At 64.5% G+C, this 22,680-nt stretch carries 21 protein-coding genes; 6 read left to right on the forward strand and 15 right to left on the reverse strand.

The annotated features are described in order from the left end of the window. Window positions 1–262: 262 nt before the first annotated feature. Together F3H41_RS05425 and F3H41_RS05430 are read left to right on the forward strand one after the other, a co-directional pair. Entirely contained in the window at window positions 263–1,468 is a 1,206-nt protein-coding gene (locus F3H41_RS05425) for a GGDEF domain-containing protein (RefSeq protein WP_149737562.1), read from the forward strand. A gap of 100 nt (window positions 1,469–1,568) precedes the next feature. Beyond that, a complete protein-coding gene (locus F3H41_RS05430) occupies window positions 1,569–2,063 on the forward strand; it encodes a CreA family protein (RefSeq protein ID WP_149737563.1) in 495 nt (164 codons plus the stop codon). Between the two features lie 75 nt (window positions 2,064–2,138). Here F3H41_RS05430 and F3H41_RS05435 read toward each other — a convergent pair whose 3' ends face one another. The 4 genes from F3H41_RS05435 to F3H41_RS05450 form a co-directional block, all read right to left on the reverse strand. Beyond that, complete coding sequence (locus F3H41_RS05435; protein WP_149737564.1) at window positions 2,139–2,453, reverse strand: hypothetical protein; 315 nt, start codon at window positions 2,451–2,453, stop codon at window positions 2,139–2,141. Between the two features lie 194 nt (window positions 2,454–2,647). Continuing rightward, window positions 2,648–3,277: a bifunctional nicotinamidase/pyrazinamidase gene (gene pncA / locus F3H41_RS05440; RefSeq protein ID WP_149737565.1), complete on the reverse strand. Its 630-nt coding sequence runs from the start codon at window positions 3,275–3,277 to the stop codon at window positions 2,648–2,650. 161 nt (window positions 3,278–3,438) lie between these two features. Next, a complete protein-coding gene (locus F3H41_RS05445) occupies window positions 3,439–3,903 on the reverse strand; it encodes a chemotaxis protein CheW (protein ID WP_149737566.1) in 465 nt (154 codons plus the stop codon). Between the two features lie 2 nt (window positions 3,904–3,905). Then, window positions 3,906–5,990: a methyl-accepting chemotaxis protein gene (locus F3H41_RS05450; RefSeq protein WP_149737567.1), complete on the reverse strand. Its 2,085-nt coding sequence runs from the start codon at window positions 5,988–5,990 to the stop codon at window positions 3,906–3,908. Window positions 5,991–6,215: 225 nt separating this feature from the next. Here F3H41_RS05450 and F3H41_RS21205 point away from each other — a divergent pair, with 225 nt between their 5' ends. The 3 genes from F3H41_RS21205 to F3H41_RS05460 all read left to right on the forward strand — a co-directional run bounded on the left by F3H41_RS21205 (window position 6,216) and on the right by F3H41_RS05460 (window position 8,198). Continuing rightward, window positions 6,216–6,389: a hypothetical protein gene (locus tag F3H41_RS21205; RefSeq protein ID WP_188129344.1), complete on the forward strand. Its 174-nt coding sequence runs from the start codon at window positions 6,216–6,218 to the stop codon at window positions 6,387–6,389. Window positions 6,390–6,588: 199 nt separating this feature from the next. Next, a complete protein-coding gene (locus F3H41_RS05455; protein WP_149737568.1) occupies window positions 6,589–7,188 on the forward strand; it encodes an SCO family protein in 600 nt (199 codons plus the stop codon). Between the two features lie 104 nt (window positions 7,189–7,292). Continuing rightward, window positions 7,293–8,198 carry a 50S ribosomal protein L11 methyltransferase gene (locus F3H41_RS05460; RefSeq protein ID WP_149737569.1) on the forward strand — a complete coding sequence of 302 codons (906 nt, stop codon included), beginning with the start codon at window positions 7,293–7,295 and terminating at the stop codon, window positions 8,196–8,198. A gap of 245 nt (window positions 8,199–8,443) precedes the next feature. Here the strand turns inward: F3H41_RS05460 and F3H41_RS21210 are convergent, their stop codons facing one another. After that, complete coding sequence (locus F3H41_RS21210) at window positions 8,444–8,605, reverse strand: hypothetical protein (protein WP_188129345.1); 162 nt, start codon at window positions 8,603–8,605, stop codon at window positions 8,444–8,446. A gap of 317 nt (window positions 8,606–8,922) precedes the next feature. Between F3H41_RS21210 and F3H41_RS05465 the strand changes: the two genes are divergently transcribed. Next, entirely contained in the window at window positions 8,923–10,752 is a 1,830-nt protein-coding gene (locus F3H41_RS05465; RefSeq protein ID WP_149737570.1) for an aminopeptidase P family protein, read from the forward strand. A 57-nt stretch (window positions 10,753–10,809) separates the two neighbouring features. On the opposite strand, the gene F3H41_RS05470 is transcribed toward F3H41_RS05465, so the two are convergent. From F3H41_RS05470 to lpxC, 10 genes are all read right to left on the reverse strand, one after another. Next, window positions 10,810–11,118, reverse strand: a complete 309-nt coding sequence (locus F3H41_RS05470) for an AzlD domain-containing protein (protein ID WP_149737571.1) — start codon at window positions 11,116–11,118, stop codon at window positions 10,810–10,812. Next, window positions 11,115–11,864 (reverse strand): AzlC family ABC transporter permease, encoded by a 750-nt coding sequence (locus F3H41_RS05475; RefSeq protein ID WP_149737572.1) that lies wholly within the window; start codon window positions 11,862–11,864, stop codon window positions 11,115–11,117. Before F3H41_RS05475 ends, F3H41_RS05470 begins: the two co-directional genes overlap by 4 nt. 193 nt (window positions 11,865–12,057) lie before the next feature. Continuing rightward, complete coding sequence (gene panB, locus F3H41_RS05480; protein ID WP_149737573.1) at window positions 12,058–12,891, reverse strand: 3-methyl-2-oxobutanoate hydroxymethyltransferase; 834 nt, start codon at window positions 12,889–12,891, stop codon at window positions 12,058–12,060. Next, window positions 12,888–13,763 carry a pantoate--beta-alanine ligase gene (gene panC / locus F3H41_RS05485; protein ID WP_149737574.1) on the reverse strand — a complete coding sequence of 292 codons (876 nt, stop codon included), beginning with the start codon at window positions 13,761–13,763 and terminating at the stop codon, window positions 12,888–12,890. Before panC ends, panB begins: the two co-directional genes overlap by 4 nt. 281 nt (window positions 13,764–14,044) lie before the next feature. Beyond that, complete coding sequence (locus F3H41_RS05490; RefSeq protein ID WP_210246643.1) at window positions 14,045–15,493, reverse strand: bifunctional serine/threonine-protein kinase/universal stress protein; 1,449 nt, start codon at window positions 15,491–15,493, stop codon at window positions 14,045–14,047. Window positions 15,494–15,497: 4 nt separating this feature from the next. Continuing rightward, entirely contained in the window at window positions 15,498–16,235 is a 738-nt protein-coding gene (locus F3H41_RS05495) for a metallophosphoesterase family protein (protein ID WP_149737576.1), read from the reverse strand. Between the two features lie 98 nt (window positions 16,236–16,333). After that, window positions 16,334–18,499, reverse strand: coding sequence for an NAD-dependent DNA ligase LigA (gene ligA, locus F3H41_RS05500; protein WP_149737577.1), 2,166 nt, complete (start codon window positions 18,497–18,499; stop codon window positions 16,334–16,336). 89 nt (window positions 18,500–18,588) lie between these two features. After that, window positions 18,589–20,262: a DNA repair protein RecN gene (gene recN, locus F3H41_RS05505; RefSeq protein ID WP_149737578.1), complete on the reverse strand. Its 1,674-nt coding sequence runs from the start codon at window positions 20,260–20,262 to the stop codon at window positions 18,589–18,591. Window positions 20,263–20,496: 234 nt separating this feature from the next. Then, the gene (locus F3H41_RS05510) at window positions 20,497–21,363 is read right to left on the reverse strand and encodes an outer membrane protein assembly factor BamD (protein WP_149737579.1); all 867 of its coding nucleotides are present in this window, start codon (window positions 21,361–21,363) and stop codon (window positions 20,497–20,499) included. 235 nt (window positions 21,364–21,598) lie between these two features. Beyond that, a complete protein-coding gene (gene lpxC / locus F3H41_RS05515; RefSeq protein ID WP_149737580.1) occupies window positions 21,599–22,558 on the reverse strand; it encodes a UDP-3-O-acyl-N-acetylglucosamine deacetylase in 960 nt (319 codons plus the stop codon). Window positions 22,559–22,680 lie beyond the last annotated feature (122 nt).

A 22,680-nucleotide genomic window follows, 5' to 3' on the forward strand; every position in this document is an offset into this window, starting at 1 on the left:
TTAACCATGACAAAACATGGTAACCAAAGTCTTTAAGGTCTCCCACTTCCTTTTCGCACGCACCCAAGCGTTCATTCGGATCGTCAGCCAGGTGGTTCCCTCCCGCCAGTCAGGACCCGGCAACCCCTGGATGGGGAAAATGGCAGCAATAGAGCGAAAAGTTCAAATCTCCCCAATTTTAACGAGTAAAAATTAACCTACCCGGTTTAGCTCTCGCTTAAGGCGCGGCCATGAGAGCCACGCATCTGCGAGAACGAAGAGCATGGCACAAATGATGGTGATCGCTTTTCCCATGGACAGCCTCGCGCTGTTGGCGCTCCTGCCGGCTCTCCTCCTGCCCGCCTTGCGCAAGGGCATGGCGGGGCATCTGCTGACCGCAGGGCTTGTCGCCGTATTGCTTGGCACGCTGGCAACCGAATTTACCGCCGTTTTCGGAACTGCGTTTCCGGCCGCTGCCAACTGTCTTGCAGCGCTGCTGCTGGCATTCGGCCTGCTGCTTCAGGGCTTGCGAACGGGCGCTCGTGATCCCGCAAGCGAAAGACACGCGACGCTAACGCTTCTCGGCCTTGCCACACTCACCACCATCGCGGTTCTCGCGCTGAAGACACCGACGCCAGCCATGATTGCCGTCGCGGTGGCGCTGCTTCTGCCGCAAGCCGCCATCGGGACGCTGACGCCCCGTCTCATCCGGCTCCCTGCCACCGTCTTTCTCATGGCTGGTGCGTTCGCCGATCTTGCCGGCATTGTTCAAAGCCTGCCGCTGGCCGCTGCCTTCGCGGCCGTTCTTCTCACCCTGTCTGTCGAGGATGTGCTGCGGCTTCGCCGCGCCGCAGAGCGGGATGACCTGACGGGCCTTTATAACCGCCGCGCTTTCATGGACCGCGCCGGCAGTGTCGAGGGCCTCGCCTCGGTCATTCTGATGGACATCGATCATTTCAAGGCGATCAACGATCGCTACGGACATGCAGGAGGCGACCTTGCCCTCGTTCACGTCGCACGCATCCTGTCGGCCTATCGCCGCTCCGACCGTGCGGGCGGCGCGCTGGTTGGACGCCTCGGCGGTGAGGAATTTGGACTTCTGCTCCCCGGCATCGGCGAAGAGACAGGCATTCGGGAGGCCGACCGCTTGCGCCAGACGCTTGCAACCTCGCCGCTGCGCCTCGTCGATGCCGAAGGTCGGCAGGACCTCGTCCATCTCACGGCCAGCTTCGGGGTATCGACAACCGAACGCGGCACGGATGCGCACGCAAATCTCACCGCAGCACTCCGTCAGGCCGACATGGCTCTTTACGATGCAAAGAAGGCAGGTCGTAACCGGGCCGCCGCCTGTAGCAAGCGCCAGGCGGATCTTGCCAAGGCGAAGCGCGCCCTGCATGCCGCCGCCGTGGAAATGCGGGCGCACGAAACACCGGGCTTCTCCCGGCAACCGGTTCCGGATCGGGACACGTCCCAAGCCTCTGCCGGATGATGCTGGAAAGACCGCCGTCCCCTTCTGACGGCAAGGCTCTACCGGCATGCCCCTGCCCACCCTATGTTGACCCTATCGGATCAACTGGAGACTTCCCGCCATGCCCGCACCGTCCATCCGCGCCGCCCTTGGCGGCCTTGCGACCCTGCTCGCCCTCAGCTTGCCCGTCCACGCCGAGACCGTCGGCAGGGTCGGCGTCGACTGGATCGGCAATGATATCCTTATCGATGCCATCGCTGATCCAAAGGTGAAGGGTATCACCTGCCACATCACCTATTTCGACCGCAGCGTGATTGACCGGTTGAAGAACGGAAACTGGTTCGAAGACCCCTCGAACAATGCGATCGCCTGCCGACAGACCGGACCGATCGAAGTGGGCGACATTGACCTGTCAAAAGATGGCGAAAGCGTCTTCCGTGAGGGTCTGTCGCTGATCTGGAAGAGCCTGATCGTCACGCGTGTCTATGACAAGGCCAACGACACGCTGATCTATCTTGCCCATTCCAGCCAGATCAAGGATGGCTCCGCGAAGATGTCGATCTCCACCGTGCCGCTGTTCAATCAGCAGGTTGTCTGGACCAGGGGCAAGCCGTAACGGATGCGTATTCACGAATACAAAACGCCCCGGCATTTTCTGCCGGGGCGTTTTGTTTCAGTCGGACCTCAGGCCTTAGTTCGGGGCTTCAACGCCGCGGTAGTAGCGGCCTTCGCCCGGCACAAACACCTGCGGGGCGTCGCGCTCGATCGAGCCGGTGCTCATGGCATCCACGTTCGGCTGGCGGCTGACGCCCTCGTAGTAGGCGCTTTCACCGGTGTCCGGCAGAGCCGGAGCAGCGGTACCGGCCGAGGACGAGCCTTCGGCGGAGAACATCTGCTTCGTAACGCCCGTGTAATAATCGCCGTTATCCGGACGAGCCATGGCAGTACCGAAGCCGGCGGTGGTGAAGAGAGCTGCAGCAATAGCGAGCTTGATCGAAGTCTTCATGGTCTTTCTCCTTCTGTCTTCGTTCTCTGTTGTCCGCTGTTCTTGGGAGAGCGGAAATTTTTCTGCGTTATATCCGGTGTCAATCTTGTGTAGTTCACCGGGTCGACACAGCCAGAAAACGGCACAGAACGAAAATAGTTTCGCCGGCCATCAAACTTTCTGCATCACGCTCGCTTGATCCATTCGCGTGTCCATCAAACGACCGCGAGATGGTCGCGTGAGGTCAGGATGGTAACACCGCGGGCGCGCATCTCGGCTTCGGCCTCGGTGACGCCATCGGGGGTGATGCCCCGGCAGGCATCGGAAAAGACGCGCACGCGCGCATCCGGCAGCATCTCCCGTGCATCAAGCGCCGAAAAGCGCACGCAATAATCGGTCGCAAGCCCGCACAGGTCGATGGCACCGACACCGCGCTCCGCCATAAAGGCCGCCAGACCCGTCACGGCCTCGCGATCATTGTCGCGGAAGGCCGAATAGCTGTCGACAAGCCGGTTCATGCCCTTGCGCTGCACATGGTCGATGCGGGCCAGATCGAGATCCGGATGGAATTCGGCATCCCGCGTTCCCTGGACGCAGTGGTCCGGCCACAGCATCTGCGGCTTGCCACCCAGCTCCCCGATCGTGAAGGGCTTGGAGCCGGGATGCTGGGAGGCGAAGCTTCCATGGTCCGCCGGGTGCCAGTCCTGCGATGCGACCACGAGATCATATCCCCCCTCGCGCATCAGCCGGTTGGCGATCGGCACCACCTCATCCCCCTCCGCAACCGCCAGATGGCCGCCCGGGCAGAACCCGACCTGGATATCGATGAGCAGCAGGCACTTCATGGCATTCTCCTGAATCTGGATGCGGTTGGCGGCGACGACAGATGTAGACCGAAGCGCCCTTCATCGCCATCCGCCACCGATGAAAACGCTGCCCTCTCACCGAAACGACGAAGCCCCGGCATCGCTGCCGGGGCCGTTGAAAGCGCGGAAGGAACAAGCGATCAGGCGGCCTGCGCCAATTCGTCGGCAATGACCGTGTCGAGGTTGAGGAAGCAGACCATCGACTTGTCGAGCGCCACGATGCCGCGGCAGAAAGCGCGCTGGGCTTCGGGAATGATTTCCGGCGGCGGCTGCAGGGCCTCGCTCTTGATGGTCATCATGTCGGAGACCTGCTCGACCAGGAGACCGACGAGCTTGCCGGCAATGTCGGTGACGATGATCGCCGAGCGCTCTGACGGCTCGGTCATGTTCATGCCGAGACGGCAGGCCATGTCGATGACCGGGATCACCGCGCCGCGCAGGTTGATGAGGCCGAGCACGAAGTCGGGCGTATGGGGCATCGGGGTCACCGGTGCCCATCCGCGAATTTCGCGGATCGCCATGATGTCGATGCAGAATTCCTGGTCGCCCAGATGGAACGACACGATTTCGAGATAGTCGCCGGTCTGCTTGAGGGCATTGGACATGATCAGAACTCTTCCCAGTTTTCGCCGGAGGTCGAGGGCTTGGATGCCGGCGGGTTGCTGTTGCTGTCGAAGGCGCCGGACAGGCGTCCGAGGAGCGCCTTGGCGGGTGACGGGGCTGCCCGGCTGGTGCGCGTCGCCGCGACCGGACCGGCAGCAATGGTGGGCGCCACGGCGCGAACCGGGGACACGGGTGCGGCAGTGCGCACGCTGGAGGATGTGGTCGAAGACGGCGTGTGCGACGCGCCATTCCAATTCTGGTTGACGCTGGCGCGACCACGATCCTGCGCATCGAGGCGGAACTGGCCGATGATCTGCGTCAGATTGTCGGCATCCTGCGCCAGCGTGTGGCTGGCGGCATTGGTCTCTTCCACCATCGCCGCATTCTGCTGCGTCATCTGGTCGAGCTGGCCGATGGCCGTGTTGATTTCATTGAGGCCGATGGACTGGTCGCGGGCGGCCTGGGCGATCGAGCGAACGTGTTCGTTGATGCGCACCACGTCCTCGCCGATGCGGCCGAGCGCTTCGCCGGTCGCCTGCACCAGCTTGACGCCCGTGCCGACTTCCTCGCCCGAGCGGGCAACGAGCGACTTGATGTCCTTGGCTGCGCCCGCGGCGCGCTGGGCAAGCTCGCGTACCTCCTGTGCCACCACCGCAAAGCCCTTGCCGGCTTCACCGGCACGGGCAGCCTCGACGCCGGCATTCAGCGCCAGAAGGTTGGTCTGGAAGGCGATTTCATCGATGACGTTGATGATCTTGCCGATTTCGTTCGATGCCGTTTCGATGCGCGCCATCGCCGAAATGGCTTCCCCGACGATCCGCCCGGACTCCTCGGCATTGATCCGGGTCGCATCCACCATCCGCGTCGCTTCCTCGGCCTTGTCGGTCGAGCTCTTCACCGTCGAGGTGATCTGGCTGAGCGCCGCGGAGGTTTCCTCGAGCGAGGCGGCCTGCTGTTCGGTGCGGCGCGACAGATCGTCGGCGGCCGAGCGCATCTGGCGGCTGTTGGCGTGAATGGAGCTGGCATTGGCACTGACGTCGCTCAGCACCCGCTGCAGGCGCGTGACGGTCTGGTTGTAGTCGCGGCGCACGCTTTCGAGGTCGTCGTGGAAGGTCTGGCTGATCGTTTCGGTCAGGTTCCCCTCGGCGAGGCGGTTGAGGCCCCGGCCAAGCGCCTCGACGGCAAACTGCACCTGGGCCACTTCCTGGGCGCGCTGCGCATCGCGACTGGCGCGCTCGTCGTCCGTCTCGCTCTGTCGCTTGGCGGCCGAGACTTCAAGCGACCGCTTCTCGACAGCCGCCTGGCGGAACTGTTCGAGCGCACGCGCCATGGTGCCGATTTCGTCGCTGCGCTCGAGCTGCGGAACGCGGCTGTCGAGGTCGCCGGAAAGAACCCGCTGCATGCCGTCGAGCACCGTCTCGATGCCGCGGCGCAGGATATTGCCGTTGATGACGAGCATGACCAGCATGGTGATCATCGCAACGAGGCCGATGACGATCTGCAGCACCAGCGTGTTGTGGGAGCGCTCGCCAGCTTCCGCCACCCGCTCGGCAGCAAAAGCGGCGCCGGCGTTGGAGATGGCTTCCAGCGACTGCTTCACCCGCTCGCCGGCCCCGTCGATCGTATCGTCGATCGCATCATAGGCCTCGCCCGGGGCACCGTTCTCGACCATCGCTTTCAGATCGACGGCGATTGCGCTTTTCATTTCCGCGACATCGGCCTCGAACCGGTTGAGCGTGTCGCCCTGCCCGGTCTCGACGGCAACGGCCCTGAGCGCCGTCACATCGGACAAAATCTTGAAGTCGTTTTCGATGATTTTCAGTCGCTCGGGCTGAACGACCTTTTCTTCCCGGTCGATGATCGTATCCATGGCGGCGAGCACGACTTCGGCGTTCGCAAGACGCATCTTGTCGATGATCCGGACATTCGCCTGCGCGGAATCGGCAAGATCGAGCGCCGCTTCGACCTGGATATTCTGGTAGAAGCCCGTTGCCAGCATGGAGCCGAAGCCCAGCAAAGCGGTTGCGCCAAGCAATGTCAGTCGCTGGCGGACCGATAGATTGCGCTGCCTGCCCGTGGTGGCCGTCATGAAATGCCCCTCAAATGACCGGGCCCGGACCCGGAAAAGTCGAAATCGACGGCGCCGCCGCGCCATGCGCGAAACATCATCGACACACCATTGCCGTATGCTCGATTTTCAGACAGATCGATTAACCAATGCCTAATCGAACCGCGCAAATCGGGTGATACGCCCGCCCATGCAGGCTTTTGCGAAGATGATGACGCGTGGGCGCGCCCATGCTAGGATATTGCAATGATGACGAGGCTCCGAACCACGCTTGAACCGCAAACGCTCCGGCACACCGCTCTGGCGGCGCTGCTGCTGGCGCTGACAGTCCTGCTGTCCTGGGGATGGAGCGCATGGCTTGCCCACGGCAGCGATCTGCTGCTTTCCCTCGACGGGGCCAGCCTGGCCTGGTGCCTCTGACGAGAGGCCCCAACGCATCGGGCGCTAACCCTATCTCCAGTGCCCGTTAACACGCGTCAATTCGCCCTTTGCAGCCTGGTGTCCGCCTTGATACATGCGGGGCAGACGGAAGGTCGGCCGACCGCTCCCCTGCCGGCACGACATGCGTCCCCATGACGGTCGCAACGCTCGGCCGGTGACTTTGAACGGGAAGACGAGAATGAAGAACCTGCGCATCATCCTGTGGACCGTGGCTGCCCTCATGGCCGGCCTGCTCGGCTGGCTGACGTTCGAGCTGACGGCGAACCGGCAGGACCTCACCGCAAAAGCCTTCGGCGTGCCCTTCACCCTCACCGACCAGACCGGCAAGCCGATCACCGAGGCGGCCTTTAGGGGCAAGCCGACGGCGCTGTTCTTCGGCTTCACCCATTGCCCGGAAGTCTGCCCGACCACGCTCTTCGAATTGAACGGCCTTTTGAACAAGGTCGATCCCGACGGGACCAAGCTGCAGGCCTATTTCGTCACCATCGATCCCGAGCGCGACACGCCCGAAATCCTCGGCCAGTACGTTTCCAACGTCTCAAAGCGGATCACCGGCATTTCCGGCGAGCCGGACAAGGTACTGGAAATGGCCAAGGGCTTCCGCGTCTATTACCGAAAGGTGCCGGTGGACGAGAAGGATCCGAACGGCGACTACACGATGGATCATACCGCCTCCGTCTTCCTGCTGGACAAGGATGGCGACTTCAAGGGCACGATCGCCTATCAGGAAAATAGCGATACGGCCGAACAGAAGCTGAAGAACCTGATCGCCGGCTGACCGGCGACGCGGCACGGAACTTCCCCCCAAACCATCAAAGTGATACAGCGGCGCCACCATCGGCGCCGTTGGCGTCTGTTGCAGCCTCTTCCAGGACAGCCACCGTGAGCGAACTCAGACTCTACGTCGTCACCAATGAAACAGACTCCGAGCGGGTGCTCGCCTGTATGGAAAGCCTGTTCGAAGACGACGGCTTTGCCATCGCCACCATGGAAGTGGACGAGAAGAAGGACATCTGGGAAGCTTCCGTCTACCTCGACTTCGAGGACGAGGAATTCGTCGCCGCGCGGTTTCGCGAGTTGCTGGCCGAGAGCTTCGGCCATCTCGAGATCACCCGGGAGGTTGTCCCGGACCTCGACTGGATCGCCAAATCCCTCGAAGGCCTCCAGCCGGTGCGCGCCGGCCGCTTTCTGGTCCACGGCTCCCATGACCGCGACAAGGTGAAATCGGGCGACATCGCCATCGAGATCGATGCCGGGCAGGCCTTCGGCACCGGCCATCACGGCACGACGGCCGGCTGCCTTGAAATGATCGAATGGGTGCTGCGCCAGCGCGGCGCGGTCAAGGCCGGCCCCGGCCGCGGCGCGATTCGCAATGCGCTCGACCTCGGTACCGGCAGCGGTGTTCTCGCCATTGCCGCCGCCCGCATGGCCACAATCCCGGTTCTCGCCACCGACATTGACCCGGTCGCCACCCGTGTTGCCCGCGAAAACATCCGCCGCAACCGGGCCAGCGCCAACGTCACCGCCGTCACCGCTGCCGGCTTCCACTCCACGGAATTTGGCGCGCACGGCCCCTTCGACCTGATCATCGCCAACATCCTTGCCCGTCCGCTGATGCGCATGGCACCCCAGCTTGAATCAAATCTGGCGGGCAATGGCCTGGTAATTCTCTCCGGCATCCTCGCCAGCCAGCGCTGGAAGGTGCTGGCCGCCTATAATGGTGCAGGCCTCAAGCATGTGCGCACGCTCTGGCGCAATGGCTGGGTGACGATCCTCCTGTCACGCTGACGACCCTGCCCTTCGACAATCTTTGGCGCGTCGGTCAATCGAGCGACGCTTGCCGATTTGCGCATCCTGCGGACAAGCAAAAGGCGGTGCCAGTGGCACCGCCTTAAGGTCGGAAAACCGACGAGTCCGCGAGCTTGAGGAGGAGGAGGAGCGCTCAAGCGGACCTAGGTGTTCTGAAGGTCAGGTCGATGAGGGAGGAGGAGTATCGAACCGGACCCTATGCTCAGAACACTTAGCTTTGAAATTTAGCGATGCGCACCGCGACGACGAACTTCCTCGCGCGACAGGCCGAGCGCAGCAATCGTCGTGTCGTTGGAAGCCATCATGGAACCGCTGACGCGCAGGGCGGAGCGACCCTGCTGGGCTGCATCGAGGCTCTTGGCGTGGCGATAAATCGAAACCGGCATTTTCATTTCCTTTCGGGTCGAGGGTTCGTCGACCCCGTTTGTGGGTTCGCTTATAGAGCCCTTCGCAGTTGCGAGACAGACCGGCCGGGGAATGGGTGCCATGCAGCATGCGCATAGGATGAGACACAATGTTGCCTCTAATCCGATGAGACCTGGAGAAGGAGCGTCAACGACGTGGGTTTAGCCAGCGTTTTCAGCGCCGAAAGCTTCGTCCTTTCCATGAAAGCGGGCGGATAAGCCTATGGCACGATTCCGGTTGTGCCCATTTCGCGCTACCGTCGCCCCACATCACAGAATCGTTTCCGGAAAGACCGCCCATGTTCCAGTCCTTCGATGTCACCTCCACGCCCGAGTTTGGCCCGGCGCGTGTTAAAGCCCTACGCGAGCGCCTCAAGGCGGCCGGCGTCGATGGTTTCCTCGTGCCCCGCGCCGACGAGTTCCAGGGTGAATATGTGCCGGCTTCCGCCGAACGCCTCTCCTGGCTGACCGGCTTCACCGGCTCCGCCGGCGTCGCGCTGGTCACGCCGAACGAGGCGGTGGTGTTCGTCGATGGCCGCTACGTCACGCAGCTTGCCCAGCAGGTGGATCCCACCGTCTTCACCGGCGGCGACCTCGTCGGCGAGCCGCCGCATCGCTGGCTGGAGAACCACGCGCCGAAGGGCTTCCGCCTCGGCATCGACCCCTGGCTTCACACAGGCGCCGAAGTGCGCAAGCTCGAAGCCGCGCTCGGATCGGTCGGCGGCGCGCTCGTCCTTCTGGAGGACAACCCGCTCGACCGCCTGTGGACCGATCGTCCCGCCGAGCCGCTCGGACGCATCACGCTGCAAAGCCTCGACCATGCCGGCAAGCTCGCGTCCGAAAAGCTCGCCGCCATTGCCGAAGGCGTGCGCGAGCGCGGGGCCTCCGCCGTGCTGCTCACGGACCCCTCTTCCGTCGCCTGGGCCTTCAACATCCGCGGCGCCGATGTGCCGCATACGCCGCATCCGCTCGCCCGCGCCATCGTGCCGGCCGAGGGGCTGCCGCTGCTCTTCATCGACAAGCGCAAGGCGCCGATCACCGAAGAGGCCTACCTCACCCAACTCGCCGACCTCGTCGCCCCCTGGGAATTTGCAGCGCGCCTCGCCGCCCTTGCCGCCGAGGGGCGTCGCATCCTCCTCGATCCCGATCTCGCGCCGTACGCGCTGGCACGCCTCATTACCGAGAAGGGCGGCACCGTGGTCGAGGCCGCCGATCCGGCCCGCATTCCCCGCGCGGTAAAAAATGCCGCCGAAATAGAGGGATCGCGTCGCGCTCACCTGCAGGATGGCGCCGCGATGGTGGAGTTCCTCGCCTGGCTGGACGGGACGGAAGCCGGCACCGTCACGGAAATCGCGGTCACGAAACAGCTGGAGGCCAAGCGACGCCGCGTCGGGGAGCGGCTTCAAAACCCGCTGAAGGACATTTCCTTCGACACCATCGCCGGCGCCGGCGACCACGCCGCCATCATGCACTACCGCGTCACCACCGACAGCGACCGAACCATCGAGCCCGGCACGCTCTTCCTGATCGATTCGGGCGGCCAATACATCAACGGCACCACGGACATCACCCGCACGGTGGCGATCGGCGCGGTCGGCGCAGAGGAAAAGCGCTTCTTCACCCTCGTTCTCAAGGGCATGATCGCCATCAGCACGGCGCGTTTTCCCAAGGGCACGCGCGGCGTCGATCTCGATCCCCTGGCGCGCATCGCACTGTGGAAGGCGGGCGCCGATTTCGCCCATGGCACCGGCCACGGTGTCGGCTCCTATCTCTCGGTGCATGAGGGCCCGCAGCGCATCTCCCGCGCCAGCCAGCAGGAACTGCTGCCGGGCATGATTCTCTCCAACGAGCCCGGCTACTACCGCCCCGGCGCCTTCGGCATCCGCATCGAAAACCTCATCGTCGTCAACCAAGCGACGATGGTGGATGGCGGCGACCTGCCCATGCTCGGCTTCGAGACCATCACCTGGTGCCCGATCGATCGCCGCCTGGTGGTGGCGGACATGCTGACGGCGGAAGAACGCGCCTGGCTCGACACCTATCACGCCACGACGCGCGAGAAACTGATGCCGCTGATCGAGGGTGACTCGGTGCGCCGCTGGCTGGAGCAGGCGACCGCACCGCTCTGAGACATCAGGGTGCGGCCGGTTTTCCGATCCCCGATGGCAAGGCCGGCCGCTCGGATCTCAAATACCAAAGCTCTGGCGCAGCAGCACGACGGCAGCGCATCCCGCGACCATGGCCAGCAGCGTCGAATAGCGCAGCGCGATGGCAAGTGCGGCGACCATCGCCAGCGCCACATCCCACCCACCATAGGCAAAGGCTGGCGCGACCAGAGTGGAAAGAACGGCGGCCGGCACCGCGTTGAGCCCGGCCTCGAGCCGCGGCGGAATGCGGCGCATGCGCGTGATCAGCACATAGCCGCCGACCCGCGTGAGAAACGTCGCTGCGGCGGCCGCAAGGATGACCCAGGCCATGGGGACGGGATCGCTCATCGCTCGGCCCTCCCTGCCAGCGGGGCCGCAACGGCTGCGCCATCCATCCCGCTCTCCTCGGCCTGCCCGCCGCGCGGCGGCAAGAATGCAGCGACGAGAATGCCGGCGAGCGCGCCGAGGCTCACATGCCAGGGCGAGCCGACAACCTTGATGGCGATGACCGAGGCGACGGAACTGACCGCCACCACCGGCAACCAGTTGTCGCGGCTGCGAAAACCCAGCACCAGCCCCATGAAATAGATCGGCAGCAGCACATCGAGACCGATTGCCCTGGGATCGCCGATGAGACGGCCGAACATTGTGCCGAGGAGCGTCGCGCCGAGCCAGGCGCAATAGACGGTAGCGCCGAGCCCGAGATACCAGACAAACGTGATGCGCCCTGCCGCCTCCGCCCGCCGCTCCGCCTCGGCAAATTGCGGATCGGTCAGAAGGAAGAAGCTCAGCATCTTCTGCGCAAGGGTGAAGGAGGTGAACAGCCGGGTGATGGCCGCCGAATAGAGCACATGGCGGAAATTGACCGCGAAGACCGAGAGCACCACGAGCCAGGGCTGCACCGAATGCTGGAACAGTTCGACGCCGACGAGCTGGCTGGCGCCGGCAAAGATCGTCGCGCTCATCAACAGCGCTTCGCCGGACGACAGGCCCTTTTCAACCGCCACTGCCCCGAACAGGATACCGAAAGGGGCCGCCGAGACGGCCACGGCAAGGCCGCGCCGGGCACCGTGCATGAATTCCGAGCCGGTCATCGGCACTCCCTTCGGGAAAACGACGCGACGCGACCCCATCCGCTGATGCCCGTCCACAGCGTGTGGACATAGGGCCGGAACCTTGCGTGAACAAATCAATTTCCCTGAACGACCAATCCGTTTTCCTGATGGAACGAAGGCGGTACGGCGGACAGAAGCGTCCAAGCACCTTCCCCCCGCGGGAATACCTCCCTCAGTCCTTCTTCTCCGCCTTCACCTGAAACGTATGCTCGATCCCGGGAAAGGTACGGGCTTTGACCTCGGCGGCATAATCGGCGAAGGCCTGCGACATCAAGGGCGCGAGTTCGGCGAAATGTTTGACGAAGCGCGGCTTGAAGTCGTTGAAGATGCCCAGCATGTCATCGGAAACGAGGATCTGCCCGTCGCAGGCCGGCGATGCGCCAATGCCGATGGTGGGGGCGGCAAGGCTGGCGGTGATCTCACGGGCCAGCGGCTCCACCGTGCCCTCGACGACGATCGCAAAAGCGCCGGCCTCGTCGATCGCCTTCGCGTCCCGGCGGATCTTCTCCGCCTCGCGGTCGTTGCGCCCGAGCGAGCGATAGCCGCCGGTGGTGTTGACGAGTTGCGGCATCAGCCCGACATGGCCGAGCACGGGAATGCCGCGGCTGGTGAGGAAGGCGACGGTTTCGGCCATCTCCGCCCCGCCTTCCAGCTTCACGGCGCTGCAGCCGGTCTCCTTCAGCACCCGCGCGGCCGACTGGAAGGCCTGTTCCTTGGATTGCTGGTAGGAGCCGAAGGGCAGGTCCACGACGACGCAGGCCCGTTCCGAGCCGCGCATGACGGCCTGCCCATGGGCGATCATCATGTCGAGCGTCACACGAACGGTGGAATCGAGCCCGTAGAGCACCATGCCGAGGGAATCGCCGACCAGCATGAAATCGACGTGCGGATCGAGCAGGCGCGCGATCGGCGTCGTGTAGGCGGTGAGGCTGACGATCGGTCGCTCGCCCTTCAAGGCTGCGATCCCCGCAGGCGCCAGACGTCGCTTCTGTCCCTGTACGCTCATGCATGAGCTCCTTTTTCGCCGGTGACCCGGCTGATGATGCGGTTGTCGAGCAGACGGGTCGTCCCGAACCGCACGAAGAGAAGGAGAAGCACCGGCTGGTCGCCCGCGCTGGTGGCCTCGGCAAGCGTTTCGGGATCACGCAGCGCGACGACGTCCGGGATCGCCAGCGGCTCGGCGCGGATGAAATCCGTCACGGCCCGCTCGATCGCGCGTGCGTCGCGCAGGCCGCCCGCGATCAGTCGCTCGGCCTGCGCAAGCGCGCGCGGTACCACGACGGCCGCACGGCGCTCGTTCGGCGAGAGATAGACATTGCGCGAGGAGAGCGCCAGCCCGTCAGCATCGCGCACCGTCGGCACGCCGATCACGGACACCGGCTGGGCAAGATCCTCCACCATGCGGCGGATGATCTGCAACTGCTGGAAGTCCTTCTCGCCGAAATAGGCGCGATCCGGCTGGAAGATATTGAAAAGCTTGGTCACGACGGTCGCCACGCCGGCAAAATGACCGGGCCGGACCGCCCCCTCCAGTTCGCTGCCGAGGGTCGGGACATCCACCACCGTTTCCATCGGTCGCGGATACATGTCGGCAACGCCGGGCGCGAAGAGAAAATCGACGCCGCCCTCGGTCAGCATCGCCTGATCCCGCGCAAGGTCGCGCGGATATTTCGAAAGGTCCTCATTGGCGCCGAATTGCAGCGGATTGACGAAGATGCTCGCGGCCACCACGTCATTTTCGACCCGGGCGCGGCGCACCAGCTCCATATGGCCCTGATGGAGATAGCCCATGGTCGGCACGAGACCGATGCTGCGCCCGGCGCGGCGATGGGAGCCAAGCGCATCACGAAGCGCGGCGATCGAGGTCAGCGTCTGCAAGCGGGACTCTCCTCCACGCGGGGCACCCGGCCGGCGCCGAAGCCGGCCAGCCCGAACGTCATCATCCGATGGCATGCGCCGGTCTCAAGCCTGCGGCATACCGCCTTTTCCGGGTTTCCTTCCCGCCGGCACCCCTCCGCGCATCCGAATGCGCGAAACGATCTCCTCCCCGGCGACAAAAGGCATCCCGTCAGGCGGGGTTTCCTATCCTGTGCAGTGCAAAAAGACAATCCCGCAGCGCCAAAGGCGCCGGCTGGCTCGCGGCACGGATGCCGACGACCCTACGCCCGCATGTCCTCCGCGCCGCCCGCGCCCTCCGGCGGGGCGACATAGGGGCGGCGCACCACCGTGACCGTGCAGGGGGCATGGGCCGCCACCTCGCCGGAGACGCTGCCAAGCAGCGAGCGCATGGTGGAGGCGGCCCGCGCGCCCATGACGATGTGGTCCACCTGGTTTTCGCGGGCAAATTCCAGGATGGCCTCGGCCGGCGAGACGGCCTCGATGACGTGGAACGTCACCGCCCCCTCCGCAGCGCCCAGCGGCCGCGCCCAGGCTTTCAGCGCCACCAGCCGCTGCACATGCTTGTTGCGCCCCTCCTCGTCCAGCGTGTGGTCGAGCGCGATCCGGTTCAGCTTGAGGACATTGAGGCAGGCAATGCGCGCATTCGGCGTCGTCTCCACCACGCGCTGCACGGTGCGCAAAAGCGCGTCGGCCAGTTCCGGCGCGCCGTCATTGACATCGATGGCCACGGCGACGATCGGTGCGCCGGCAAGATGCGCCGCCGCCTGCTGTGGACGCATCGCCTCCATGCGATCGGGATCGAAACGGCGTTTGAGAACCTTGAAGAACCCGTCTCGGGATAGCCGCGCCGCGCGCGCGGTCAGCGGTACCGCGGAAAGGTCTTTCAGTTCCAGCGCCAGTTGTGCCGCCGATGGATGCCGCGCCGCCGGATTGACTTCAAGGCAGCGCAGGATGACCTCCTGAAATTCCGGCGAGATTGCCGCATTCAGCGCCCGCGGCGGCACGGGATCCCGCCACAGGCGGCGCTTCAGCCCGCTGAGACGCTGCGGATCACCAAAGGGTCGCCGCCCCGTCGCGAAGAAATAGAGGAGCACGCCGAGCGCAAAGAGGTCGGAGCGATAGTCGCTGCGCGTGCCCATCACCTGCTCCGGCGCCATATAGGGCGCGGTGCCATAGGGCAGGCGGAATTCCTCGTCCATCAGGTCCGGAAGCTGCGTGTGCCGCGCCAGCCCGTAATCGATCAGCACCGCCTCTCCCGTCTCGCGAAAGAGCACGTTGGACGGCTTCACATCGAGATGCACGACGAACTGGCGATGCAGCGCGGACAGTGCCGTTGCGATGGAAGCACCCAGCGCGGCCACCTCGTCGGGCGGCAGCGGCAGGCGCTCCAGCATCGGATAGAGCGAGGTGCCCGGCAGTTGCTCCAGCACGATGTAGGGCTGCGTGGAAAAATCGCCGTTCGCGACAAAGCGCGGCACATGCGGGCCGCTGAGACGCGGCAGGATCATCTGTTCCATCTCGAAGGAGACGATGGCGGCGGGATCATCCCCCTCGCCGATCATCGGCACCTTCATGACGAGCGGAAAGTCGATATCGGGATGCGTCACATGCCACAGCCGCGCCATGCCGCCGCGATGGGCAAGCGCGCCGATCGTGAACCCGTCGATGACGCTGCCGGTGGTCAGACGATGCGTTGCCGTCGTTGCCATCAACTCACCGCCCTTCCGCCAGCCGCTCGGCCAGCCGCGACGGCAGGCCGGCTTGCAGGATTTTTGCCGCTGCCGCCTCCACGTCATAGGCCGCGCGCAGGAAACTTAAGTCGAGGCTGACGGAATCGTAGAGCGCAAAGGCCGCTTCCGGCCGCCCGTCGCGCGGCTGGCCGACGGAGCCGACCACCGCCAGCCAGCGTCGCTGTGCCAGAAGCGGAATGTCCGCCGGCCCCGGCACGAAGCGCGTCACCTTGCCGGCATCCACCGTGCCGTAGAGGCAGGGCTTGTGAACATGGCCGCAAAAGCTGATCCGCGCCGCCGTACCCTCGAAATGGCTGCGCGCATCCTCCGTCTCGAGCACATAGCGCCAGCGCTCCGGCCGACTGCCCTCGGCGTGCACGAAGAGCATGTCGTCCAGCGTCGCCGTCAGCGGCAGGCGGGAGAGAAACAGGCGGGAGGGACCCGGCAGCATGTTGCGGGTCCAGTCGAGCGCGATGCGCGCCGTCTCGTTCATGCCGCTCGCCGAGGTCGCAATCGCCTCGTCGTGATTGCCGCGCACGACGATGGCGCCGGCCTCGGCCAGCGCGCGGGTGCGCTCCACGCACCATTCGGGGTCCGCGCCATAACCGACGATGTCACCGAGCACGGCAAACCGCGTCGCCCCCGCCGCCTGCGCCGCGGCGATGGCCGCCTCATAGGCCTCCCGGTTGCCGTGAATATCCGACAGGATCGCGATCTTCATGCCGCGTTCCCTCCTCCCTCAATCAGAAGGGAAGATAGGGGCTTCCTGCGGCAATTGCCATTCACCGTAAGTCGCGATCTACAAGGATTTTTCGGTTCTTAACCCGCAATCAGCGCCAGCCATTCATCCTCGTCCATGACGGTGACGCCGAGCTCGCGCGCCTTGTCGAGCTTGGAGCCCGCGCCGGGTCCCGCCACGACGTAATCGGTCTTCTTGGACACGGAGCCCGCCACCTTGGCGCCCAGCCCCTCGGCCCGCGCCTTGGCCTCGTCGCGGGTGAATTTTTCGAGCGAGCCGGTGAAGACCACGGTCTTGCCGGCCACCGGACTGCCGGCGGTGGAAATGACCTCCGCCGCCTCCGGCGTCACCTCGGCCAGCAGGCGATCGACCACCTCCAGATTGCGCGGCTCCTTGTAGAATTCCACGATGGTGCGCGCCACGACCTCGCCGATGCCGTCGATGGCGTTGAGATCGGCCCAGGCCTCGCTGCCCACCTCGCCGGCGGCCTTCATGCCGGCCTCGAAGGCCTCGTAGGTGCCATAGGCGCGGGCCAGAAGTTTCGCCGTCGTCTCGCCCACATGGCGGATGCCGAGCGCATAGATGAAGCGGGAAAGCGCCACGCTGCGCCGCGCATCGATCGCGTCGAACAGTTTCTTGACGCTCACCTTGCCGAAGCCATCGATGTTCTCGAGCTTGGCGAGCACCGAACCCTCCTGCCGCTTCCTGAGCGTAAAGATGTCGGGCGCCGTGCGGATCGAGAGCGCCGGATCCGCCGCCTCGAAAAAGAAGTCGATCTGCTTGGCGCCGAGCCCTTCGATGTCGAAGGCATTGCGCGAGACGAAATGCTTCAGATGCTCTTTCGCCTGCGCCGAGCAGGTGAAGCCGCCGGTGCAGCGCATCACCGAATCGACCTTGCCGGTCTTCTCGTTGATATCGCGCACCGCATGGCTGCCGCAGACCGGGCAGGTGCGCGGGAAGACGTAAGGGGTGGCATCCGCCGGCCGCTTCTCCAGCACCACATCCAGCACCTGCGGGATGACGTCACCGGCGCGCTGCACGATCACGGTATCGCCGACGCGAATATCGTGTCCCTCGGCACGGATCGGCTCGCCGGCATTGCCGAGGCCCTTGATGTAATCCTCATTGTGCAGCGTCGCATTAGTGACGACGACGCCGCCGACGGTCACCGGCACCAGCCGCGCCACCGGCGTCAGTGCGCCGGTGCGACCCACCTGGATGTCGATCTTTTCGACGGTGGTAAACGCCTGCTCGGCCGGAAACTTGTGCGCCGTCGCCCAGCGTGGGCTGCGGGAGCGGAAGCCGAGGCGCTGCTGCAGGTCAAGCCGGTCGACCTTATAGACGACGCCGTCGATATCGTAGTCGAGCGAAGGACGTTTCAGCCCGATATCGGTGTAGTGAGCGATGATATCCTCGACCTTGTCGAGCCGCTTCATCAGCGGATTGACCGGAAAGCCCCAGTCCGCAAAGCGCTTCACCCGCTCGAACTGTGTTGCCGGCATGTCGTTCGGCTCTGATATTTCGCCCCAGGCATAGGCGAAGAAGCGCAGCTTGCGGCTCGCCGTCACGCTGGCGTCGAGCTGGCGGAGCGACCCGGCCGCCGTATTGCGCGGGTTCACATAGGTCTGCTTGCCCTCCGCCGCCATTTTCTCGTTCAGCGCCAGGAAGTCGCTTTTCGCCATATAGACCTCGCCGCGCACCTCCATGACATCGGGCGCATCGGCCGGCAGGCGCTTGGGGATCTCGTCTATGGTGAGGATGTTCGCCGTCACATTCTCGCCCGTCGTGCCGTCACCGCGCGTGGCGGCGCTGACGAGCCGGCCCTTCTCGTAGCGGATCGACATGGAGAGCCCGTCGATTTTCGGCTCGGCCGTAAAGGCGATGGAATTGTCCGGCAGCAGGCCGAGGAAACGATAGACCGAGGCAACGAACTCCGCGACGTCCTCATCCGAAAACGTGTTGTCGAGCGAGAGCATTGGTCGGGCATGGGTGATCGGCGCAAAGGTCGGCAGCGGCGCCGCCCCTACCCGCTTCGACGGGCTGTCGTCGCGCACGAGCTGCGGAAATTGCGCCTCGATGGCAAGGTTGCGGGCCTTCAGGGCATCATAATCGGCGTCGGAAATCTCGGGCGCATCCTGCGTATGATACAGCGCATCGTGCCGCCCGATTTCGGCAGCAAGAAAGGCAAGCTCGGAGGCCGCTTGCAGCTCGGTCAGAGTCTCGACAGGGGCTTTTTCACTGGACATGACAGGTCTCCGCGGGTCGAGGACCTATCTAGCGGAATCAAGGCGGGCCGCAAGCCGGTTTGCAGCCCTTGCACACTGGGCGGACCGTCTCAGCCCTCGGCCGAAAGCAGCCGTGCCGCCGCCGCGCGTGCTTCCTCGGTGATCGACGCGCCGGCGAGCATGCGGGCGATCTCCTCGCGCCGCGCCGCCTCGTCCATGCGGGCAACACGGGTGGCGATGCGCTCGGATTGCGGCGCGGTCGGGCCCTTGGAGATGAGGAGATGTGTCGCCGCCCGGGCGGCGACCTGCGGGGCGTGGGTGACGGAGAGCACCTGAACCGTCGCCGACAGCCGTTTCAGACGCTGGCCGATGGCATCGGCCACGGCGCCGCCGACGCCGGTGTCGATCTCGTCGAAGACCAGCGTGGGGGCCGAGCCGCGATCGGCGAGCGCCACCTTCAGCGCCAGCAGGAAACGCGAGAGTTCCCCGCCCGAGGCCACCTTCATGATCGGGCCGCCGCGCGTGCCGGGGTTCGTCTGCACGTGGAATTCGACGGTGTCGATGCCCTCAGGCCCGCCATCATTCTCGTCGGAGGCGATCTCGACCATGAAGCGCGCCCGCTCCAGCTTCAGCGCCGGCAGCTCCGCCATCACCGCCTCGGCCAGTGCGCTCGCTGCGTTTCGGCGCTTGTCGGAAAGCGCGACGGCCGCGGCGCGGTAGGCCGCGCGGGTTTCGCTCACGTGAGCCTCCAGCCGCTTCAGCTTCTCCTCGCCCGCATCGAGATCGCCGAGATCGGCCACCATGCGCGCGGCGAGCGCCGGAAGCTCCGTCACCGGCACGGAATATTTACGGGCGGCGGCGCGCAGCGCAAACAGCCGCTCCTCGACGCGCTCCAGCTCTTTCGGATCATATTCGGTGCGCCTCAGCGCCGCTTCGACAGCCATCTGTGCATCCGAAAGATGGTGAAGCGCGGCATCCAGGAGTTCAACGGTCTCTTCCAGCAGACCCGGCGCCTCATGGCTCTTGCGCTCCAGCCGCCGCACCATGGAGGCGATCAGCGGCACGGGAGACGCATTGCCGTTCAGGAACTCGCTGGCCTCGTTGATGTCGCCGGCGATGCGCTCGGCCTTCATCATGCGGGCCCGCTTTTCCGCCAGTTCCTCTTCCTCGCCGTCGGTCGGCGCCAGCGCCTCCAGCTCGGCAACGGAATCGCGGATGTAATCGGCCTCGCGCGCGGCGGCCTCCACCTTGTCGCGATGTTTGCGAAACGCCTTCTCCGCCTCGCGGAAAGCGCCATGGAGGCGTGTCACGGCCTCGCGATCGGCGCCAAAGCCGCCGAATGCGTCCAGCAGTGCGCGATGCGCATCCATGTCCACAAGGGCGCGATCATCATGCTGGCCGTGGATCTCGACAAGGAACCGCCCGGCCTCGCGCATCAACTGCACGCTGACGGGCTGGTCGTTGACATAGGCCTTGGTGCGCCCGTCGGCATTTTGCATGCGCCGGAAGATCAGCTCGCCCTCGTCATCGATGCCGTTGTCACGCAGCAGGCGGCGGGCGGCATGGTCGAGCGGCACATCGAAGACGGCCGTCACCTGCCCTTTGTCCTCGCCATGGCGCACCAGCGAGCCGTCACCCCGCCCCCCAAGCGCCAGCGACAGGCTGTCGAGCAGGATCGACTTGCCGGCCCCCGTTTCGCCCGTCAGCACGGAAAGCCCCGCCTCGAAGGTCAGGTCGAGCCTTTCGATCAGGACGATATCGCGGATCGAGAGCTGGGAGAGCATCAGGGTCGCTTTTTCCGTTTCAGGGCAGTCGGCAGCGCGGACCAACTCCGGCGCTGTGAAAGGACGATGGACGTGATTCGCCTGAAAAGACGCTAGCGCAAATTCGGCCCCGCCACAGCGCCCTTCCCGCCCAAGCGCACATGTGGCGCCGCTCCGGGCAAATGCAAGAGCAAACCCCTCGCCTCACATGCAAACGGGCGCCGAAGCGCCCGCCAGATCGCAAGAGGCGGCGCCTCAGACGCCGAGGATCTTCTTGCCGGCGCGGGAAATCCACGAGCCCGAATTCTCGCGCGGCTCCAGGCCGCCGCTCTTCAGGAGCTTGTAGCTGTCGGCATACCACTGGCTGTCCGGATAGTTGTGACCGAGCACGGCGGCCGCCGTCTGGGCCTCGCTCTCAACGCCCATCGCATAATAGGTCTCGACGAGACGGGCGAGCGCTTCCTCGATCTGGTTGGTGTTCTGGTACTGCTCCACCACGGTGCGGAAGCGCGTCAGAGCAGCCAGATATTCCTTGCGCTCCAGATAGTAGCGGCCGATCTGCATTTCCTTGCCGGCCAGCTGGTCGCGCGCAAAGCGGATCTTGGCCTTGGCGTCGTCGACATATTCGCTGTCCGGATAGTTGTCGATCACGGCCTGCATCGCCTCGATCGTCTTCAGCGCCGGCTTCTGGTCCTGTGTGACGGTCGGGATCTGCTTCGAATAGGCAAGACCCTGGATATACTGGGCATAGGCCGCTTCTTCCGACTGCGGATAGAGCGAAAGATAGCGCTGCGATGCCTTGATCGCTTCCGCATACTGGCCCTGACGGTAGGAGACGAAGGAGCTCATCACCAGCGACTTGCGGGCATATTCGGAGAAGGGATGCTGCTTGTCGACGGCCTCGAACTTGCGCTGCGCCTCGCCGGTCTTGCCGGCATTGAGGTTTGCAAGGCCCTGATTGTAGAGCACGTCCGGCGGATCGGTATCGGCGGTGAGCTTCGTGATGTCGATGTCGGGATCGTTCTGGCAGGCTGACAGGAGCCCGCCTGCCGCGATGAGGGTGGCAACCGTGAGGCCGACACGCACCGACTTTTTCAAACCGAACGAAGCTGCAAACACCATAAGACGATCCAAATCCTGGCCAGTACCGGCCCATTTTCGGTATCCTGTTCCCCTCCATCGCAGGAAGTCAGGCAACCGGATACTTACACGAGCGTAGCCGCATCACCGGCGTTTCTAGCCGTAAACGCGGGGCCACCGCAATCACATGATCGGCAATTCATGCAAATTTGTGGCGCGCAAGACATGAAAAAGCCGGCCCATCGGCCGGCTTTGGAAATCGGAGCGGTTCTGGTGCTCACGCCGACCAGGGCGCAAATTCCGGTTCCTTGACGGCAACGAGGTCGCGGGCATAGGTGCGGCCACGCGGCATGGCGGTTTCGACCAGCTCATAGGCGGAGCGATCGGCCATCAGTGCCTTCAGCGCATTGGCATTCATCTTGTGGCCGCCGCGATAGGAGCGGTAGCAACCAATGAAGGGCGCACCGGCGAGCGAAAGATCGCCCACGGCATCCAGCGTCTTGTGACGGACGAATTCGTCGCCGGCGTAACGCAGGCCCTCGACGTTCACGACCGTATTGTCGTCGGAGATGACGACGGAATTTTCCAGCGAGGAGCCGAGCGCAAAGCCGGCGGCCCACAGGCGCTCGACATCGCGCATGAAGCCGAAGGTACGGGCCCGCGACAGCTCGTTCTTGAAGGTGGCGGGCGTCATATCGCCCTTCCAGGACTGACGGCCGATCAGCGGGCAGTCGAAATCGATCTCGACCTCGAATCGCATGCCAAGCTCATAGGGCACGAACTCGGCCCAGGAGGCGCCCGATTCGATACGCACCGGCTTCAGGATGCGAATGTAGCGGCGCTTCTTGGCCAGAGCCTTGATGCCGGCCTGTTCGATGGCTTCGATGAACGGAGCGGAGCTGCCATCCATGATTGGCATTTCCGCATCCGTCACCTCGATGGTGAGGTTGTCGAGGCCAAGCGCGTAGACGGCGGCCATGACGTGCTCGATCGTGGCAACGGCCGTCGCCATCGAAAATCCGAGAATGGTGCAAAGATCGGTGTTGCCGACTTGGGAGGAAATGGCGCGGTGCTCGACGGTCCGGCCATCGGGCAGAACGCGCTGGAAGACGATGCCGCTGTCGACGTCGGAAGGATGGAAGGTGAGCGTCACGTCCTTGCCGGAATGCACACCGATGCCCGACAGGCTGACCGGCTTTGCAATCGTCGTCTGGAAGCCCAGCAGTTCAATTCCCATGATCGTCACTTTCCGTCTCTGCCGGAAAAACCGGCAATACCGAGCCAAGGCGCCACGAGGGGCGCGTCAGGCGCTTTCATTGCAAGGCAACACATGGAGGCCGGGAGCACGGCCGACGGGAG

This window comes from Rhizobium sp. RU20A (assembly GCF_900155885.1).
Taxonomy (GTDB): Bacteria; Pseudomonadota; Alphaproteobacteria; order Rhizobiales; family Rhizobiaceae; genus RU20A.

Bases quoted from the DNA above. Each gene is read 5' to 3' on its own strand.
- F3H41_RS05450 (WP_149737567.1), bottom strand. From the start codon at position 5,990: ATGACGGCCACCACGGGCAGGCAGCGCAATCTATCGGTCCGCCAGCGA.
- lpxC (WP_149737580.1), bottom strand. From the start codon at position 22,558: ATGGGAATTGAACTGCTGGGCTTCCAGACGACGATTGCAAAGCCGGTC.
- F3H41_RS05445 (WP_149737566.1), bottom strand. From the start codon at position 3,903: ATGTCCAATGCCCTCAAGCAGACCGGCGACTATCTCGAAATCGTGTCG.
- pncA (WP_149737565.1), bottom strand. From the start codon at position 3,277: ATGAAGTGCCTGCTGCTCATCGATATCCAGGTCGGGTTCTGCCCGGGC.
- F3H41_RS05510 (WP_149737579.1), bottom strand. From the start codon at position 21,363: ATGGTGTTTGCAGCTTCGTTCGGTTTGAAAAAGTCGGTGCGTGTCGGC.
- F3H41_RS05455 (WP_149737568.1), top strand. From the start codon at position 6,589: ATGAAGAACCTGCGCATCATCCTGTGGACCGTGGCTGCCCTCATGGCC.
- F3H41_RS05430 (WP_149737563.1), top strand. From the start codon at position 1,569: ATGCCCGCACCGTCCATCCGCGCCGCCCTTGGCGGCCTTGCGACCCTG.
- F3H41_RS05475 (WP_149737572.1), bottom strand. From the start codon at position 11,864: ATGACCGGCTCGGAATTCATGCACGGTGCCCGGCGCGGCCTTGCCGTG.
- F3H41_RS21205 (WP_188129344.1), top strand. From the start codon at position 6,216: ATGATGACGAGGCTCCGAACCACGCTTGAACCGCAAACGCTCCGGCAC.
- F3H41_RS05435 (WP_149737564.1), bottom strand. From the start codon at position 2,453: ATGAAGACTTCGATCAAGCTCGCTATTGCTGCAGCTCTCTTCACCACC.
- F3H41_RS21210 (WP_188129345.1), bottom strand. From the start codon at position 8,605: ATGCCGGTTTCGATTTATCGCCACGCCAAGAGCCTCGATGCAGCCCAG.
- F3H41_RS05495 (WP_149737576.1), bottom strand. From the start codon at position 16,235: ATGAAGATCGCGATCCTGTCGGATATTCACGGCAACCGGGAGGCCTAT.
- F3H41_RS05490 (WP_210246643.1), bottom strand. From the start codon at position 15,493: ATGGCAACGACGGCAACGCATCGTCTGACCACCGGCAGCGTCATCGAC.
- F3H41_RS05470 (WP_149737571.1), bottom strand. From the start codon at position 11,118: ATGAGCGATCCCGTCCCCATGGCCTGGGTCATCCTTGCGGCCGCCGCA.
- recN (WP_149737578.1), bottom strand. From the start codon at position 20,262: ATGCTCTCCCAGCTCTCGATCCGCGATATCGTCCTGATCGAAAGGCTC.
- F3H41_RS05425 (WP_149737562.1), top strand. From the start codon at position 263: ATGGCACAAATGATGGTGATCGCTTTTCCCATGGACAGCCTCGCGCTG.
- ligA (WP_149737577.1), bottom strand. From the start codon at position 18,499: ATGTCCAGTGAAAAAGCCCCTGTCGAGACTCTGACCGAGCTGCAAGCG.
- F3H41_RS05465 (WP_149737570.1), top strand. From the start codon at position 8,923: ATGTTCCAGTCCTTCGATGTCACCTCCACGCCCGAGTTTGGCCCGGCG.
- panB (WP_149737573.1), bottom strand. From the start codon at position 12,891: ATGAGCGTACAGGGACAGAAGCGACGTCTGGCGCCTGCGGGGATCGCA.